15 protein-coding genes are annotated in these 15,788 nt (G+C 70.6%); 5 read left to right on the top strand and 10 right to left on the bottom strand.

Annotated elements, in window-relative coordinates; genetic code table 11:
• The first annotated feature begins 28 nt into the window (after window positions 1–28).
• The 5 genes from ID574_RS05740 (at window position 29) to ID574_RS05720 (ending at window position 3,522) form a co-directional block, all read left to right on the top strand.
• Entirely contained in the window at window positions 29–835 is an 807-nt protein-coding gene (locus ID574_RS05740) for a GNAT family N-acetyltransferase (protein WP_188187671.1), read from the top strand.
• A 61-nt stretch (window positions 836–896) separates the two neighbouring features.
• The gene (locus tag ID574_RS05735) at window positions 897–1,910 is read left to right on the top strand and encodes a phosphotransferase family protein (protein ID WP_188187670.1); all 1,014 of its coding nucleotides are present in this window, start codon (window positions 897–899) and stop codon (window positions 1,908–1,910) included.
• Between the two features lie 106 nt (window positions 1,911–2,016).
• Window positions 2,017–2,277, top strand: a complete 261-nt coding sequence (locus tag ID574_RS05730; RefSeq protein WP_188187669.1) for a hypothetical protein — start codon at window positions 2,017–2,019, stop codon at window positions 2,275–2,277.
• A 57-nt stretch (window positions 2,278–2,334) separates the two neighbouring features.
• Window positions 2,335–3,186 (top strand): helix-turn-helix domain-containing protein, encoded by an 852-nt coding sequence (locus ID574_RS05725; protein ID WP_188187668.1) that lies wholly within the window; start codon window positions 2,335–2,337, stop codon window positions 3,184–3,186.
• Window positions 3,187–3,255: 69 nt separating this feature from the next.
• Window positions 3,256–3,522 carry a hypothetical protein gene (locus ID574_RS05720; RefSeq protein ID WP_188187667.1) on the top strand — a complete coding sequence of 89 codons (267 nt, stop codon included), beginning with the start codon at window positions 3,256–3,258 and terminating at the stop codon, window positions 3,520–3,522.
• A gap of 394 nt (window positions 3,523–3,916) precedes the next feature.
• On the opposite strand, the gene ID574_RS05715 is transcribed toward ID574_RS05720, so the two are convergent.
• The 10 genes from ID574_RS05715 to ID574_RS05670 all read right to left on the bottom strand — a co-directional run bounded on the left by ID574_RS05715 (window position 3,917) and on the right by ID574_RS05670 (window position 15,600).
• On the bottom strand, window positions 3,917–4,879 hold the full coding sequence (locus ID574_RS05715; protein WP_188187666.1) for an ABC transporter substrate-binding protein: 963 nt from the start codon (window positions 4,877–4,879) through the stop codon (window positions 3,917–3,919).
• A gap of 10 nt (window positions 4,880–4,889) precedes the next feature.
• Complete coding sequence (locus ID574_RS05710) at window positions 4,890–5,837, bottom strand: ABC transporter permease (protein ID WP_188187665.1); 948 nt, start codon at window positions 5,835–5,837, stop codon at window positions 4,890–4,892.
• Window positions 5,834–6,598 (bottom strand): ATP-binding cassette domain-containing protein, encoded by a 765-nt coding sequence (locus ID574_RS05705; protein WP_188187664.1) that lies wholly within the window; start codon window positions 6,596–6,598, stop codon window positions 5,834–5,836. The genes ID574_RS05710 and ID574_RS05705 overlap by 4 nt, the downstream gene beginning before the upstream one ends.
• A gap of 103 nt (window positions 6,599–6,701) precedes the next feature.
• On the bottom strand, window positions 6,702–7,178 hold the full coding sequence (locus ID574_RS05700) for a coiled-coil domain-containing protein (protein WP_188187663.1): 477 nt from the start codon (window positions 7,176–7,178) through the stop codon (window positions 6,702–6,704).
• 231 nt (window positions 7,179–7,409) lie between these two features.
• The gene (locus ID574_RS61475; protein WP_188187662.1) at window positions 7,410–9,362 is read right to left on the bottom strand and encodes an ArnT family glycosyltransferase; all 1,953 of its coding nucleotides are present in this window, start codon (window positions 9,360–9,362) and stop codon (window positions 7,410–7,412) included.
• Window positions 9,359–10,534, bottom strand: coding sequence for a bifunctional glycosyltransferase family 2/GtrA family protein (locus ID574_RS05690; protein ID WP_188187661.1), 1,176 nt, complete (start codon window positions 10,532–10,534; stop codon window positions 9,359–9,361). Before ID574_RS05690 ends, ID574_RS61475 begins: the two co-directional genes overlap by 4 nt.
• A 49-nt stretch (window positions 10,535–10,583) precedes the next feature.
• Window positions 10,584–12,011, bottom strand: coding sequence for a sensor histidine kinase (locus ID574_RS05685; protein ID WP_223166382.1), 1,428 nt, complete (start codon window positions 12,009–12,011; stop codon window positions 10,584–10,586).
• Entirely contained in the window at window positions 12,008–12,709 is a 702-nt protein-coding gene (locus tag ID574_RS05680; protein WP_188187660.1) for a response regulator transcription factor, read from the bottom strand. The genes ID574_RS05685 and ID574_RS05680 overlap by 4 nt, the downstream gene beginning before the upstream one ends.
• Before the next feature lie 117 nt (window positions 12,710–12,826).
• Window positions 12,827–14,341, bottom strand: coding sequence for a phytoene desaturase family protein (locus ID574_RS05675; RefSeq protein ID WP_188187659.1), 1,515 nt, complete (start codon window positions 14,339–14,341; stop codon window positions 12,827–12,829).
• Between the two features lie 362 nt (window positions 14,342–14,703).
• Window positions 14,704–15,600, bottom strand: coding sequence for a LysR substrate-binding domain-containing protein (locus ID574_RS05670; RefSeq protein ID WP_188187658.1), 897 nt, complete (start codon window positions 15,598–15,600; stop codon window positions 14,704–14,706).
• Window positions 15,601–15,788: the final 188 nt, after the last annotated feature.

The raw sequence follows: 15,788 nt of genomic DNA, 5'->3' as shown, positions 1-15,788 counted from the left end.
GCATCCCCTTTGGAGAAAGATGTCGCCTATGACCCCTCGCCGTCTCACCACTGACGACCTGGACGACTGCGCCCGCCTGGCCAAGGATCGCGGCTGGCTCCCCGAGCGTCACAAATGGCGCCTGCTGCTCGAGATCGGGGAGCCGTACGGGATCGACGCGCCGGACGGCGACGGCCTGGCCGCGACGAACGTCCTGACCTGCTACGGCGACGACCACGCGGTGATCAGCATGGTCCTCACGGCCGCCAGGTTCGAGCGGCGGGGCCTGGGCCGCCGGCTCATGGAGCACGTGCTGGAGCGGGCGGGCGCCCGGACCGTCTCGCTCTACGCCACCGAGTACGGCCGCCCGCTCTACGAGCGGCTCGGTTTCCGCGCCGTCGGCGTGGCCGCCAAGCACGGGGGCGTCTTCACGGGCGAGCCCTCGGGGCGGACCCGCCGCGCGACCCCGGACGACCTCGACGCCATCCTGGCGCTCGACGCCGAACTGTTCGGCACGGACCGGTCCGCGGCGCTGCGGCGGATGTTCACGTTCGGCGAGCAGGTCAGGATCGCCGACGGCGGCTTCGGTCACTGCTGGCGCAACGACGACAACACCGTCATCGGCCCCGTCGTGGCACGGGACGAGGAGACCGCGCGGGCGCTGATCGGCGACCTGGCGCGGGAGGTGGACGGTGAGGTGCGGATGGACTTCGACCTCGCGCACGAGTCGATGATCAGGTGGGCGGGCGAGCACGGCATCACCGAGGCGTGGCGGGTCACGCGCATGGTGCGGGGCGGCGGCCTGCCCGGGGATCGGGCCCGCCAGTTCCTGCCGTTCATGCAGGCGCTCGGTTGACCGTGTCGGCGGCGCTCTCGTAGGGTCGCGGCCAGAATTTCATTCTGTCGAAGGGCGGTACATGACCTCCACGCACATCGACGTCAACGCCATCGACCTCGACGCGCTCGGCGTCTGGATGGACGCCGAGGGGCTGCCGGGCGGGCCGATCACGGGTGTGGCGCCGGTCCTGGGCGGCACGCAGAACGTCATGGTCCGCCTGGAGCGCGGCGGCCGCCCGTACATCCTGCGCCGTCCGCCCCTGCACGCCCGCCAGAAGAGCAACGAGGTGCTGCGCCGCGAGGCGCGGGTGCTGGCGGCGCTGCGCGACACCGCCGTGCCCGTGCCGGTGCTGGTGGCCGCGCAGACCGCACAGGAGCCGGTCTTCTACCTGATGGAGCCGGTGGACGGGTTCAACCCCTCCACGGGGCTGCCCGAGCCGCACGCCTCGGACCCGGCGATCAGGCACCGGATGGGGTTCGAGGCCGCCGCGGCGCTGGCGGAGCTGGGGCGGGTCGATCCGGCGGTGCTGCCGGGCTTCGGGCGGCCGGAGGGGTTCCTGGAGCGGCAGGTGCCGCGCTGGCTCAAGGAGCTCGACTCCTACGCCGCCCTCGACGGCTACCCCGGCCCCGACATCCCCGGCCTGCGCGAGACCGCGGACTGGCTCACGAGCCACCTGCCGGCGTCCTTCACCCCGGGGATCATGCACGGCGACTACCACTTCGCGAACCTCATGTTCGCCTGCGACGGCCCGCGCGTGGCCGCGATCGTGGACTGGGAGATGTGCACGATCGGCGACCCGCTGCTCGACCTGGGCTGGCTGCTGGCCACCTGGCCGTCCAACGACGGGCACGTGCCGGGGTTGCCGGCGCCGCAGGAGCTCGTCGCGTACTACGCGGCACTGTCCGAGCGCGACATGTCGGCCGTCGACTGGTACGCGGTGATGGCCTGCTTCAAGCTCGGCATCGTGCTGGAGGGCACGCACGCCCGGGCGTTCGCCGGCAAGGCGCCCAAGGACATCGGCGACCTGCTGCACGCGACGACGCTGGGGCTGTTCGAGCGGGCGCGGGAGTTCATGGACGGCGTTCTGGGCTGACCGGATATCACGATTTTCGGGATCTTCAGGAAAAACGATCATATACTTCTCAGAGAAGCGTACAATTGCGCGCAATTGCACTTTGTGTTTTCGGGGAAGGATCGTCATGCGCATGCGGTTCCTCGGCTCCACCTCGGAGGCGGGCGCCTGTCCCACCCTGTACGAGACCGACCGCGGCACCATCGTCGTACAAGGCCTCCAAGTCACCGACCCGGAGGCGCTCGCGGACCTCCGCGACGTCCTCGACGGCGAGACCGCGGTGGAGGTGCCCCGCGAGCTGCTCACCGAAATCGCCCGCCGCGTCCTGTCCGACGGGGCGGCAACCGCTTTCCCGACCAGCGGAGGAACACCTGCTGCAACCGGTTGATCACAATTGCGCTCAACGCTGGCATGATCGACGCAAGCGAGACTAGCCTCTTGCGGCGTGACGTCGTTTCAGCAGGCGCGCATCGACCTCGGCGGCCAGCTACGCCAATTGCGCGAGGCCGCCCATTTGTCGGGCAAAGAGCTGGCCGAGCGCGTGCGCTGGCAGCCGTCCAAGGTCTCCCGGCTGGAGAACGCCCGGCAGACCCCCACTGAGGACGACGTGGTCGTGTGGGCGCAGGCCGTGGGCGCCGCGCCCGATACGACGGACGAGCTGATCAGTCAGGCCCTCGCCCTTCAGGAGCGGCACGACAGCTGGAAGCAGCGCTATCGCAGTGGCCTCGCCGCCATACAGGAGGACATGCGGGACCTCGAGGCCCGCACGAAGCTGTTCCGCGCGTTCGAGCCGGGCATCGTCATGGGCCTGCTGCAGACCGCCGAATACGCCAGGCACGTCTTCCGCAAGGTCAAACGCCTCTACAGCGCCGCCGACCAGATCGATGCGGCGGTGCGGGTGCGGATGCAGCGCCAGGAGATCCTGTACGACCGCAGCCGGACGTTCAGGTTCGTGGTGCCGGAGACGGCGTTGCACACCATGCTGGCCCCGGCCGACGTCATGCGCGGTCAGCTCGACCGGCTGCTGGCCGTGAGCACGCTGCCCAACGTCGAGTTCGGCGTGATCCCGTTCGGCACGGAGCTGCCCTCCGCACCGATCAACGGGTTCTGGATCTACAACGAGGCCATGGTGGGCGTGGCCACAATGACGAAGGACCTCGTCCTGCGCGATCCCGATGACATCGCCTTCTACGTCCAGGCGTTCGACGACTATGCGAAAGTGGCGGAGTTTGACGAGGGCGGACGGGAAGTCATGATCCGCATTCTTCACGCTTACCGGAGACAAAAACCACATTAACCGCAGCAATTGCTTGCCTCCTGGCCCAAGATCGTGCAATTCTGTCGCGAGACGTTGCGGAGGTGACGCATGATGCTTGATACCGCGCTCAGCCTCGAGCGCTTCGCCTGGCACGCGGGTCGTCACGCCGACCTGTCCGTCCAGAGCCTGGCCCTGGCCAGCGACCCGGCGTACGTATCGGTCCGCAATCGCTTCTCGGCCACCCTCGCGGAGACCGTGACGTGCTCGGAGGAGGGCGCGTTCGTCACGTCGTGGGGCTACCGGCTGGGCACGACGGAGGACGTCGAGTCCGCCGCCGCCCGCCTCGCCTTCCTCCTGGCCGCCCTCCCTGCCTGACTTTCACCGGCCGTCTGCCACCGGCCGCGCCGCCCCGGCTACCACTCATCGCCACCGCCCGCCCTCGCATGGCCTCACCCGGCCATCTTGGCGCCAGGCGTCCGGGTCACCGCACCGCCCCACCGAGCCGGGCGACCGCCCTCCGAGCAACCGCCCTCCAGCGACGCCTCTCCTTTCCCGACGGCCGCGCGCGCCCGACGCCTGGTGGGTCCGGCCACGCGGACACCCGCCGGGCACCTGACCGCCGGAGGACCATGCCTTGCGCCGTCCGCGCAAGCCCGATCAACAGCCGGCCCGGCGACCTAACCACTCGGCCACCCGGCCGCCGGAGGGGGCGTCCGGCGAGGCCGAGGCGCTGTGTAACCGGCCGAAGGCCGCCCGCGACAGCCGTAGCTCAGCAGCCTGCCTTGTAGAGGATCTTCTGCACCTCCGGCCGGTCCACGTTCTGCGCGGTGACGATCGTGGCGTCGGTCGGGATCGACGGCGTGACAGGCTGCCCCTTGACCGCCGCGACCGCCTGCTCAATGCCCTTGGCCCCGATGTCGCCGGGCAATTGCGCGATCAGCGCCTGCACGACGCCGTCCTTGAGCTGCTTGACCTGCGCCGGCCCCGCGTCGAAGCCGACCATCTTGACCTCGCCCAGCTTCCCGGCCTGCTGCAGCGCCGACCCCGCGCCGGTGGCCGAGTTGAGGTTCGTGGCGAACACACCCGCCAGATCCGGGTCCTTGGCCAGCGCCGCGTTGACGATCTTGGACGCCTCGCTCACGTCGTTGTGCGAGTACTGCACCCCCAGATAGTCGATCCCCGGGTGGCTGGCCTTGATCTCCTCCTCGAAGCCCTTGATGCGCGCGTCCACGGTGCTCACGCCCGGGTCGGTGGAGATCACCAGCGCCTTGCCCTTGCCGCCGATCTGCTCCGACAGCGCCTTGGCCGCCGCGGCGCCGCCCTTGAGGTTGTCGGTGCTGATCCTGGACAGTCCGATGCTCTGGTCCTCCACCACCGTGTCCACCAGGATGATCTTGATGTTCTGCTGCTTCGCCTGGGTCAGCGGCGCGATCATCGCCTTGACGTCGGTCGGCGCGATGAGCATCGCGTCAGGAGCGCTCGCGACGACGGAGTTGACGATCGGGGTCTGGAGCGTCGGGTCGAACTTCTGCGGCCCCTGCACGTCCAGCGTCACGCCCAGTTCCTGGGCCTTGGCCTTCGCCCCGCAGGCCATGGTCTCGTAGAACTCCTCCCCGGCCAGGCCCTGCACGAGCGTGACCCGGATCTGGTCGCCGCCTCCGGCGTCCCCGCCCTGACCGCCGCAGGCGGCGATCAGCAGCAGCGCTCCGAGAGCGGCCATGGCCTTGCGCATGGTGTGTCTCCTATCGGTCCCGGGTTCTGCGCCTCCACTGGTCCGCGTACACGGCGGCGATGAGCACCGCCCCCACCACCACTTGCTGCCAGAACGGGCGGACGCCAAGGATCTGGAAGCCGTTCTGCAGCACGACGGGGATGAACACGCCGATGACCGTGCCGGCCACCGTCCCGATCCCGCCGAACAGGGACGTGCCGCCGATCACCACGGCCGCGATGGCCTGGAGGTTGTCGGTGGAGTGCGCGGAGACGCCGGTGATGCCGTATTTGGCCAGCGACAGGTGCCCGGCCAGCCCCGCCAGCAGTCCGGCCAGGCCGTACACCTTGATGAGGTGCTTGCGCACGGCCACGCCGCCGCGGCGGGCGGCCTCGGCGTTGGAGCCGATCGCGTACGTGTGACGGCCGAAGCGGGTGCGGGCCAGCGTGAACGCGAGCACGGCGGTCACGGCGGCGCAGATCCACACGATCAGCGGCACGCCCAACCACCGGGCCAGCCCGAGCCCCAGGTTGAGCTCCGCCGGGGCACGCAGGTCGACGCCGCCGGTGAGCAGCAGCGCGCCACCGAGCGACATGCCGAGCGTGCCCAGCGTCACGATCAGCGCGGGGATGCGGCCGAGCGCGACGAGAACCCCGTTGAGCACGCCCCACGCCAGCCCCGTGACGACGGCCGCCAGGGCGCCCAGCGCGAGCGACCCCGTGGCCTCCATGACCTCGGCCGCCACCACCGCGGAGAACACCAGCACCCCGCCGACCGAGAGATCGATGCCCGCCGTGATGATCACGAATGTCATGCCGGTGGCCAGGAGCAGCAGGATCGCGGCGTCGCTGACCAGGTTGAGCAGATTGAACGAGGTCGGGAACGTACGGGGCGCCAGCACGGAGAAGGCCACGAGCAACGCGACCAGCACCAGCCCGATCCACACGACCTGCCGCTCACCCAGCCGCAGCGCCTTCATCCGCCGTTCTCCCACTCGAACGCGCCCGTCATGGCGCCGACCAGTTCCTCCATCGAGACGTGCGCGGTGTCGAAGCGGGCCACCCGGCGCCCCAGCCGCAGCACTTCGACCCGGTCGGACACCGCCTTCACGTCCTGCATGTTGTGGCTGATCAGCACGACCGACACGCCCGAGTCCCGCACGGTTCGGATCAGGTCGAGCACCCGCCGCGTCTGCACGACGCCGAGCGCGGCGGTCGGCTCGTCCATGAACAGCACGCGCCGCGCCCACGTCACGGCCCGTGCCACAGCGACGCCCTGCCGCTGCCCGCCCGACAGCGTGGACACCGGCGCGTTCTGGGAGGCGAGCCGCACGCCGAGCCGCTCACACGCCTCCCGGGTCTCGCGCCGCATGGCGGCGTTGTCGAGCACGCCCAGCAGGCCGAGGGGGCCGGGCTTGAGGCGCTCCCTGCCGAGGAAGAAGTTGGCGGCGGGGGTGAGGTCGGCGCAGAGCGCGAGATCCTGGTAGACCGTCTCGATCCCGGCGGCCCTGGCCTCCTCGACCGAGCCGAACGCCACGGGCTCGCCGTCGATCTCGATCGTCCCCGCGTCCGGCCGCTCGACCCCCGACAGGATCTTCGCCAGCGTGGACTTGCCCGCGCCGTTGTCGCCGATCAACGCGACCACCTCGCCGGGCGACACCGCGAAATCCGCCCCGCGCAGCGCCTCGACCTGGCCGTAGCTCTTCACGATCCCGCGGGCGTCGAGCAGAGGTGCGGCCATAGCACCATCAAGAATGGGCCTGACATCGTTGTCAAGACCGAAACGCTCATGAGAAGAGCGGGCCCGTGACGTGTACGGGCCCGCTCTTCGGCATGGGGTGGGGCTAGTTGGCGCTGGCCTTGTCGGCCTCCGGCTTGTCGATTTCGAGCTTGCGCTGGATGGCGATGAGGATGCTCATCATCTCCGTCTGGCTGCTCTGGATGCCGGTGACCTTGGTCTCCAGCCTGTCGAACCGAGCGTCGACCTGCTCGAAGCGGGCGTCGATCTGCTCGAAGCGGGCGTCGACCTGCTCGAAGCGGGCGTCGACCTGCTCGAAGCGGGCGTCGATCTGCTCGAACCGAGCATCCACCTGCTCGAACTTCGCGTCCATCTTCGCTGCGAGCCTGTCGACTTTGTCTTCGACCCTGGTGACCCGCTCATCGAGCGTGGTGACCTTCCCGTCGAGGACCTTGACGTGGTTGGCCACTCCATTGATCCGCTCAGTGAGGTCCTGTGCGAGCTCGGCCTGGTCTGCCCGGACCCGGATGAACTCGTTGTCCAGCGCCGTGCCGAGCCCGCAGCAGATCTCCTTGAAGCCCACGGTGTTCTCCCTTACCTTGGGGGGTGAGGGGACCGGGGATCGTAGGTATCTCCGGTCTTCCTCGTTTCTTGGTCGCCTCGAAAATACCCCTCCAAGCGCCGCCTCGCACTGGATCCGAAAGAAGTTTCCCCAGGTCAGAGGGAATATCGTGTTACTAAAATCGGACTTATCCACCTATATCGTGGCCAAAAAAATTTGGGGCGCCGACAATCGCGGCGCCCCTTTTCGGAATTACGTGGTGCAGTCGTAGAGACCGTCCTGACCGTCCACCACCGTGCAATTCTCCTGCACCCAGCTCGTCACCTCAGCATTCCCCCGCCCAGGACCACCGCCGTTCCCGCCCACGAGGACGTACCGGAGCTGCCCCGACGCCACGAGCACCTGGAGCCGTTCCACGGTCATGGCGGGATCGCTGCCCGTGAAGCCGCCCATGGCGAGCACCGGCTTGCCGGTGGACAGGATCAGCGACGACGCCTGCTGGGCGCTGCTCACCGCGACCAGCCAGGTGGCCGAGCCCTGGTTCGCGACGAGGTACGTGGCCAGGGAGTCGCTCACCCCGCCGCCGAAGCCGCCGCGCATGAGCCCGGACGGCCGTTCCTGCCCGGTCGCGCGGCCGGGCAACCCGCCTCCGGGCATGCCTCCGGGCCGCCCGAACCCGCCCATGCCGCCCGCCGACGGCCCGGCCGTCGGGTTGCCGCCGTTGATCTGGGACTGCAGCGGCGTGACCGCGTACGCGGCGGGCCCCGCCAGCCCCGCGACCACCGCGGCCGCCATCGCGATCGCCGCCACCTTGGCCGTGACCTGCGCCCGCGCCCGGGCCAGTGCCAGCACCGCCACGGCCACCAGGGTCGCCCCGAGCACGACCCAGGCCAGCCACGGCGCCCAGTCGGGCGTGCGGCGCAGCACCACGAAGGACCAGGCGCCGGTCACGGCCACCGCCAGCGGCAGCACCCACCCCCAGGCCCGCGACCGCCGGTACGCCTGCCACATGACCACCACGCCCATCCCGCTCAGCGCGGCCACCGCGGGCGCCATGGCAGTCGTGTAGTACGGGTGGAAGCCGCCGCTGGAGAAGCTGAACACCACGTAGTGGACGGCGAGCCAGCCGCCCCACACCAGCCACGCCGCCCCCGACGGCCCGTCGCCGAGCCGGCGCAGCCGCATGACGACCGCGAACGCCAGCGCCGCCGCGCAGAACGGCAGCAGCCAGGAGATCTGCCCGGCCATGACGTCGTTGAACAGCCGCCCGGCCCCGGACTCGCCGCCGAAGTTGGCGCCACCGCCACCCCCGCCGGCCCCGCCCCGCCCGAAGATCCGGCCGAGGCCGTTGTAGCCGACCACCAGGTCCCAGACGGAGTTGTCGGTCGAGCCGCCGATGTAGGGCCGCGAGTCCGCCGGCCACAGGTCCACGATGACCATCCACCAGGCGCTGGACGCCACCAGCACCGCACCCGCCGCCAGCAGGTGCCCCACCCGCTTGAGCCAGGAGATCCGGGCGCACGCCAGGTAGGTCAGCGCGAACGCGGGCACCACCAGGTACGCCTGCAGCATCTTGGTGTTGAACGCCAGCCCCACGAACATCGCGGCGAGCAGCAGCGACCGCAGCCGCCCCGTCCGCAGCGACTCCAGGCAGAACCACCCCGCCAGCACCAGCAGCAGCACGAGGATCGTGTCGGGGTTGTTGTCCCGGTTGATCGCCACGGTGATCGGCGTGAGCGTCATGACGACGGCCGCGACCAGGGCGGCCGCGTGTCCCGCCCGTACCTCGGAGAACGCCCGGCGCACGGCGGAGTGGACCAGCCCGACGGCGGCCACGCCGGCCAGGGCCTGTGGGATCAGCATGCTCCACGTGCTGTAGCCGAAGATCCGCGCCGACAGCCCCATGACCCACAGGGCGAGCGGCGGCTTGTCGACGGTGATGAAGGACCCGGCGTCGAGGGCGCCGAAGAAGAACGCCTTCCAGCTCTGGGTGCCCGAGACGACGGCGGCGGCGTAGTAGGAGTTGGCGTTGCCGCTGAGCCCCCACGCGTAGAGGACGAACGCGATAGCGAGCACCGCCCACAGCGCGGGGTGCGACCAGCGGGGATCCTCCTCGGCGCCCAGGAACACGCGGGCGGGCAGGGCGCGGCTCGTGGCGGCCCGGTGCGCGGGCCGCGTCGCGGTCGTGGTCGTGGTCGTGGTCATCGTACGGTCCTCCGCTTCGGGTTGAAGACCCACACACGCAGGAGGAGGAAGCGGACGAGCGTGGCGGCGGCGTTCGCGACGATGACGGCGATGAGCTCCACGCCGTGGGAGACCCCCGCGGGCAGCAGCGACAGGCTACCGGAGGTGAGCGCCAGCCCCACGAGGAACGCGATCAGCCCCTCCAGCTGGTGCCGCATCGCCCCGGCCGAGCCGGTGACGCCGAAGGTGAAGCGCCGGTTCGCGGCGGTGTTGGCCACGGCCGTGACCAGCAGCGCGACCGCGTTGGCCGCCAGCGGCGGGACCACCTGGCGCAACAGGGAGTACAGCGCCAGGTACGCCAGCGTGCTGACCACCCCGACGATCGCGAACCTGGGCAGCTGCCTGGCCATGCCCTTCGGAAGTTCGGCCCGCTGCACCCGCGCGGGCACCGGGATGCGCGCGGCCCCGGACAGCGCCTTGCGTGCCACCCTGGCCAGGCCGCGCAGGTCGTCGAGCGCGGTCCGGAGGATGTCGACCCGGCTGTCCGGATCGTCCACCCAGTCCACCGGCACCTCGTGGATGCGCAGCCCGTGCCGCTCGGCGAGCAGCAGCAGCTCGGTGTCGAAGAACCACTCCTCGTCCTCGACGCCCGGCAGCAGCGCCTGGGCGATCTCGGTGCGGACGGCCTTGAAACCGCACTGCGCGTCCGAGAACCGGGCGCCCATGACCGAGCGGAGCAGCAGGTTGTACGAGCGGGAGATGAACTCGCGCTTCGGACCCCGCTCGACCCGCGCCGCCCTGGCCAGGCGGGTGCCGATGGCCAGGTCGCTGTGGCCGGACAGCAGTGGCGCCACCAGCGGCAGGAACGCGTCCAGGTCGGTGGACAGGTCCACGTCCATGTAGCTGACGACGTCGGCGTCGCTCTCCGACCAGGCCCGGCGCAGAGCCCGCCCGCGTCCCTTCTCCTCGAGGTGCACGACCCGCACGTGCGGGAGCTCCTCCGCCAGCTCCGTGGCGATCTGCCAGGTGTTGTCGGTGCTGGCGTTGTCGGCGATCGTGATCCGGAAGCCGTACGGGAAGTTCCCGGTGAGGTAGGCGTGCAGCCGGGTGATGCTGGGGCGGAGTGCGCGCTGCTCGTTGTAGACCGGAACGACCACCTCGACCAGGCGCGTCCGTATTGCTGTTGTCTCCATGCGCCTAGCACATGGTTTCGGTCTTTAACGGGACTTATTCGAGTCTGAGTTACGGATGAGAGTTCCGAAGGGACCCCAGCGTTTCCGTGCGCATAGGGGCTCCGGGGAGCTCCACCGTGTCGGTACGCATGGGGCTCCCGGGGAGCTCCATCGTCGCGATCGCCCCGCCGCCTGGCGCGTTCGCCAGGCTCACCTTCCCGCCGGCCTCGGCCACGGCCTGGGCCACGATCGCCAGGCCGAGCCCGGATCCGGGCAGGCCACGCGCGGACGGCGAGCGCCAGAACCGGTCGAAGACGTGCGGCAGCTCTTCCTCGGGCAGCCCGGGACCGTGGTCGCGGACGGTCAGCCGGCCACCGGACAGCGACACCTCGACCTGGCTGTCAGGGCTGAACTTGGCGGCGTTGTCGATGAGGTTGAGCACGGCGCGTTCCAGCGAGGCGGCGCCGCCGACGACGTACCACGGGGTGAGGTCGGTGACGACCTCGGCGCCGCGCAGCCTGGCGCGCTCCACGGCCGCCGTCACCACCTCGTGGAAGGCCAGCTCGACGTGCGGCTCGTGCTCGGTGTCGCCCCTGGCCAGCTGGAGCAGGTCCGCCACCAGCGTGGACAGCTCGGCGAACTGCGCCTTCACGTTGACCAGCAGCCGCCGCTTGGCCTCGGGATCGAGGCTGCGGCCGGTCTGCTCGCTGCGCAGCAGCAGGTCGATGTTGGTGCGCAGGGTGGTGAGCGGCGTGCGCAGCTCGTGTCCCGCGTCGGCGACGAGCTGTTTCTGGCGTTCCCGGGAGCCGGCGAGGGCGGTGGTCATGGCGTTGAAGGAGGAGGACAGGCGGGCGATCTCGTCGTTGCCCTTCACGGGGATCCGGGTGTCGAGGTCCTCGGTCTGCGCGATGTGCTCGACGGCCCTGGTGAGCCGGCCCACCGGTCTCAGCGCCGCGCGGGCGATGAGCAGGCCGGCGGTCGCCGCGACCAGGATCCCGAGCGCCGCCACGCCCCCGAGCATCAACGCCACGATCTGCAGGGTGCCCCGGATTTCACGGAGCGGCATCGCGTCCATCACGGCCACGCCGGGAGCAACCTGCTCGGTGCGGATCCGCACCTGCGTGCCGTCCACGGTGACGCCGTTGTGACAATGCTTGGAATCCTTCCACGTACCGGCGGCCACCTGCCGATCCTCGTCGGTGACCACCAGGGCCGGTCCGTCGTAGCAGGGAGGGCTGCCGTCAGCGTAGATGATCTGGGTCGAGTGGATCGGTCCGAAGTGCGGCTCGACCACCGGGTCGGGCCTGCATTTCTGCTCAAGGTAGTGAAACCACCCACGCGGGTCCTTGCCCGGCCCTGGACCGAGCTGCCGGTCCGCCTGCTCGTACACCTGATGCCGGACGATCATGAAGCACGCGCCCGCGCTGACGGCGACCGCCAGCGCGACGGCGACCGTGACGAGCAGCGTGAGGCGGGTGCGCAGGCTGCTCCAGATCACGGCGTGTTCCGGAGCACGTAACCGACCCCGCGCACCGTGTGGATCACTCGGGATTCTCCGCCTGCCTCGGTCTTCCGCCGCAGGTACATCACGTACACGTCGAGCGAGTTGGACGTCGGCTCGAAGTCGAAGCCCCACACCTCGCTCAGGATCTGGTCCCGGGTCAGCACCTGGCGCGGATGCGCCAGGAACAGCTCCATCAGCAGGTATTCGGTCCTGGTGAGGTCGAGCCTGCGGTCGCCCCGCGTCACCTCCCTGGTCGTCAGGTCCATGCGGAGGTCGCCGAACGACAGCGTCTCCTCGCCCTCGGGGGTGCCCGCGTTGAGCGCGCCGCGCCGCAGCAGTGCCCGCACCCGGGCCAGCAACTCGTCCAGCTCGAACGGCTTGACGAGGTAGTCGTCGGCCCCGGCGTCCAGCCCGGACACGCGGTCGCCGACGGCGTCGCGGGCCGTCAGCATGAGGACCGGGATGTGGTTGCCTGACGACCGCAGCCGGCGGCACGCGGTCAGCCCGTCGAGCCGCGGCATCATGACGTCGAGCAGCACGGCGTCGTAGGACTCGCAGGCCAGCTCGTCCAGCGCCGCTTGTCCGTCGTTGGCCGTGACGATCTTGTAGCCTTCGAACTCCAGGCTCGACTGCAACGCCTCGCGCAACGCGGGCTCGTCGTCCACTACCAGCAACCGTGCGGGCTCACTCATGGGTCAAACGCTAAGGGGGAATCATGAAAACGCGATGAATGAGATTATGCGCGTTTTATGAGGATCACTAGGTGACGGGTCGGACTTTGAGCCCGAGGATGACGCAATCATACAAGGTCACACCAGGAGGGCCATCGCGGCGTTGTGCCCGCCGATCCCGCTCACGCCGCCGCCCCTGCGGGCGCCGGCGCCGCACATGAGGATGCGTTCGTGTTCGGTCTCCACGCCCCATCCGCCGCCGCCACGGTCGTCGTCGGCGTACGGCCAGCTCAGGTCGGTGTGGAAGATGTGGCCGCCGGGCAGGCCCGCGTCCGTCTCCAGGTCCACGGGGGTCTTGACCTCCACGCACGGGGTGCCGTCCGGGGCCTGGAGCAGGCAGTCCTCGAGGGGCTCGGCGAGGACGGCGTTGAGGGAGGCGAAGGTCGCGCGGAGGGCATCCTCGCGGGCTTTCTCCGGATTTTTCCGGAAAAGTCGGGCGGGCATGTGCAGGCCGAACAGCGTCATCGTCTCGGCCCTGCCCTGGAGATCCGGCCCGAGGATCGACGGGTCGGTCAGTGAGTGGCAGTAGACCTCGGCCGGCGGCAGTTCCGGGATCTCCCCCGCGGCCGCCTGGGCGTACGCCCTGGCGAGCTGATCGCGTCCCTCGTTGATGTGGAACGTCCCACTGAAGGCCGCCCGCGGGTCCACGGCCGGGTCCTTGAGCCTGGGCAGCCTGGCGAGCACCATGTTGACCTTCAGTTGCGCCCCTTCCGGAACGGTCGCCGATCTGCCGAGCAGCCGGTCGAGGACGGCCGGAGACAGGTTGACCAGCACGTGCCCGGCGTTCACCGCGTGCTCGCCTGCCTCGTCCGTGAACGCGACCTCCCCGGACGGCGAGATCCCGATGATCTCCGCCCCGGTCCTGATCTCGGCGCCCGCCCGCCGGGCCGCCGCCTCCAGCGCGCCGGACACCGCTCCCATGCCGCCCACCGGCACGTTCCACTCGCCGGTGCCATCGCCGATCACGTGATAGAGGAAGCAGCGGTTGGCCAGGAGGTCGGCGGCGGGGTCGGCGAACGTGCCGATCAGCGCGTCGGTGAGCACGACGCCGCGTACGGTGTCGTCGCCGAACCGCTCGTCCACGGTCTCGCCGATGGGCCGCTGGAACAGGTCGCGCCAGGCCTCCGCGCCGACCAGGCGCTCGATCTCGGCGGGCGTGCGGAGGGGTTCGAGCAGCGTGGGTGCCAAGGTCCGCGCCACCCGCGCGGTCATGCCGTAGAAGTCCTGCCACGCCTTGTGATCGGCCTCGCCGCCGGTGACGGCCATGAACGAGGCCTTCGTCGGTGCCGCGTCCTCGTTGTCGACGAGCAGCCCGGTGTCGCCCTTGGGGGTGTAGGAGGCGTAGCGGCGGCGGCGCAGCTCCAAGTCGAGGTTCAGGTCGCGGACGATCCTGGCGGGCAGGAGGCTGACGAGGTAGGAGTAGCGCGACAGCCGCACGTCGACACCGGGGAAGGGCCGCGCCGAGATCGCCAGGCCGCCCACGTGGTCGAACCGTTCCAGAACGAGCACCCGCCGACCGGCCAGGGCGAGGTACGCGGCCGCGACCAGCCCGTTGTGCCCGCCCCCGGCGACAACCACGTCATACGACACCATCCCCGCACTTTACGACCCAAACCACGCCCACAGTCAATGGTCACCGCGGTCACGGCGGACCCGCCCTCTGGGTAGGCGGCGGTCTGGTCGTGGAAGACGGGTGACGCACACCGCCAAAGGCCACCACGGTCACGGCGGACCCGCCCTCTGGGTAGGCGGCGGTCTGGTCGTGGAAGACGGGTGACGCACACCGCCAAAGGCCACCACGGTCACGGCGGACCCGCCCTCTGGGTAGGCGGCGGTCTGGTCGTGGAAGACGGGTGACGCACACCGCCGAAGGTCGCCGTGGTCACGGCGGGCCGGGCGTTTGCGCAGGCGGGTCTGGTCGTGGAAGGCGGTGAAGGTGCGCGTTGCCCGTGAGGTCACGGCGGGGAGGCGATGGCGAGCAGGGTGGTGGCCGGGCCGGTGAGGGGGCGTCCGCGCCGCCACACCGCGCACAGGTCCCTGACGAGGTCGAGGCCCACCAAGGGCACCTCCACCAGCCGGCCGGTGGCCACCTCGGCCTCCACCGCGTACGCACTGAGCACCGCCGGCGCCGCCCCCGCCTGCGCCGCGCCCTTGACCGCGGAGTTCGACCCCAGCTCCAGCCGTGGGCCGGCCCGGTGCAGGCGCAGGTCCTTGAACGCCACCTCCAGCGTCTCCCGGGTGCCCGACCCCGGCTCGCGCACCACGAGCGGCGTCGCGGCCAGCTCCGCTCCCCTCAGCGGGGTGCGCCGCCGTGCCCACGGGTGGTCCGGGGCCACCACGACCACCAGCCGGTCGGTCCCCACGACGCGGCTGCCCAGCCCCTCCGGCACGCTCGGCCCCTCCACGAACCCCAGCTCCACCTCCTCGGCCAGCACCCGGGCCGCGACGTCCGCGGAGTTGACCACGTCCAGCCCGACCTGGACCTCGGGCTCACGATGCTGCAGCTCGCCGAGCCACCTCGGAACCAGGTACTCGGCCACCGTCATGCTCGCCGCCACGCGCAGATGGGCCGCCTCGCCGCGGCGTACCGCCTGGACGGCCCGCATGAGCTCCTCGGCGGCGGCCAGCACCTGGACCGCCCAGCCCGCCACCATCCTGCCCTCTGCGGTGAGCGTGGAGCCCCTGGGCGTGCGCTCGACCAGGGGGAGGCCGAGGCGGCGTTCGAGCTGGACGACGCGCTTGCTCGCCGACGGTTGCGCGATCCCGGCCGCCCGCGCCGCCTGGCCGAGGCTGCCGAGCTCGCCCACGTCCACCAGGAGCTTCAGGGAATCCAGGTCCGGCAGCCCACTCATAGCCACAGGGTATGACCTCCAAGGCAACGCGCGTCTACCGGCCGCTCCCCGCGCTCAGAACACTGAGATCATGCCCACAGGCGACCGCCCACCCGCCGTGACGCCACATGTCACATCCCTAGTTGCCCCGCGCACCACGCACACGCCGGCCACTTCAGCGCGCACGTCGCCGGGAGCCGCCTCAGCGC

It is taken from the genome of Nonomuraea sp. SYSU D8015 (assembly GCF_008065375.1).
GTDB lineage: Bacteria > Actinomycetota > Actinomycetes > Streptosporangiales > Streptosporangiaceae > Nonomuraea.
This window is presented reverse-complemented; position numbering and strand designations above follow the sequence as displayed.

Bases quoted from the DNA above. Each gene is read 5' to 3' on its own strand.
- ID574_RS05740 (WP_188187671.1), top strand. From the start codon at position 29: ATGACCCCTCGCCGTCTCACCACTGACGACCTGGACGACTGCGCCCGC.
- ID574_RS05735 (WP_188187670.1), top strand. From the start codon at position 897: ATGACCTCCACGCACATCGACGTCAACGCCATCGACCTCGACGCGCTC.
- ID574_RS05730 (WP_188187669.1), top strand. From the start codon at position 2,017: ATGCGCATGCGGTTCCTCGGCTCCACCTCGGAGGCGGGCGCCTGTCCC.
- ID574_RS05720 (WP_188187667.1), top strand. From the start codon at position 3,256: ATGATGCTTGATACCGCGCTCAGCCTCGAGCGCTTCGCCTGGCACGCG.
- ID574_RS05715 (WP_188187666.1), bottom strand. From the start codon at position 4,879: ATGCGCAAGGCCATGGCCGCTCTCGGAGCGCTGCTGCTGATCGCCGCC.
- ID574_RS05710 (WP_188187665.1), bottom strand. From the start codon at position 5,837: ATGAAGGCGCTGCGGCTGGGTGAGCGGCAGGTCGTGTGGATCGGGCTG.
- ID574_RS05705 (WP_188187664.1), bottom strand. From the start codon at position 6,598: ATGGCCGCACCTCTGCTCGACGCCCGCGGGATCGTGAAGAGCTACGGC.
- ID574_RS61475 (WP_188187662.1), bottom strand. From the start codon at position 9,362: ATGACCACGACCACGACCACGACCGCGACGCGGCCCGCGCACCGGGCC.
- ID574_RS05690 (WP_188187661.1), bottom strand. From the start codon at position 10,534: ATGGAGACAACAGCAATACGGACGCGCCTGGTCGAGGTGGTCGTTCCG.
- ID574_RS05680 (WP_188187660.1), bottom strand. From the start codon at position 12,709: ATGAGTGAGCCCGCACGGTTGCTGGTAGTGGACGACGAGCCCGCGTTG.
- ID574_RS05675 (WP_188187659.1), bottom strand. From the start codon at position 14,341: ATGGTGTCGTATGACGTGGTTGTCGCCGGGGGCGGGCACAACGGGCTG.
- ID574_RS05670 (WP_188187658.1), bottom strand. From the start codon at position 15,600: ATGAGTGGGCTGCCGGACCTGGATTCCCTGAAGCTCCTGGTGGACGTG.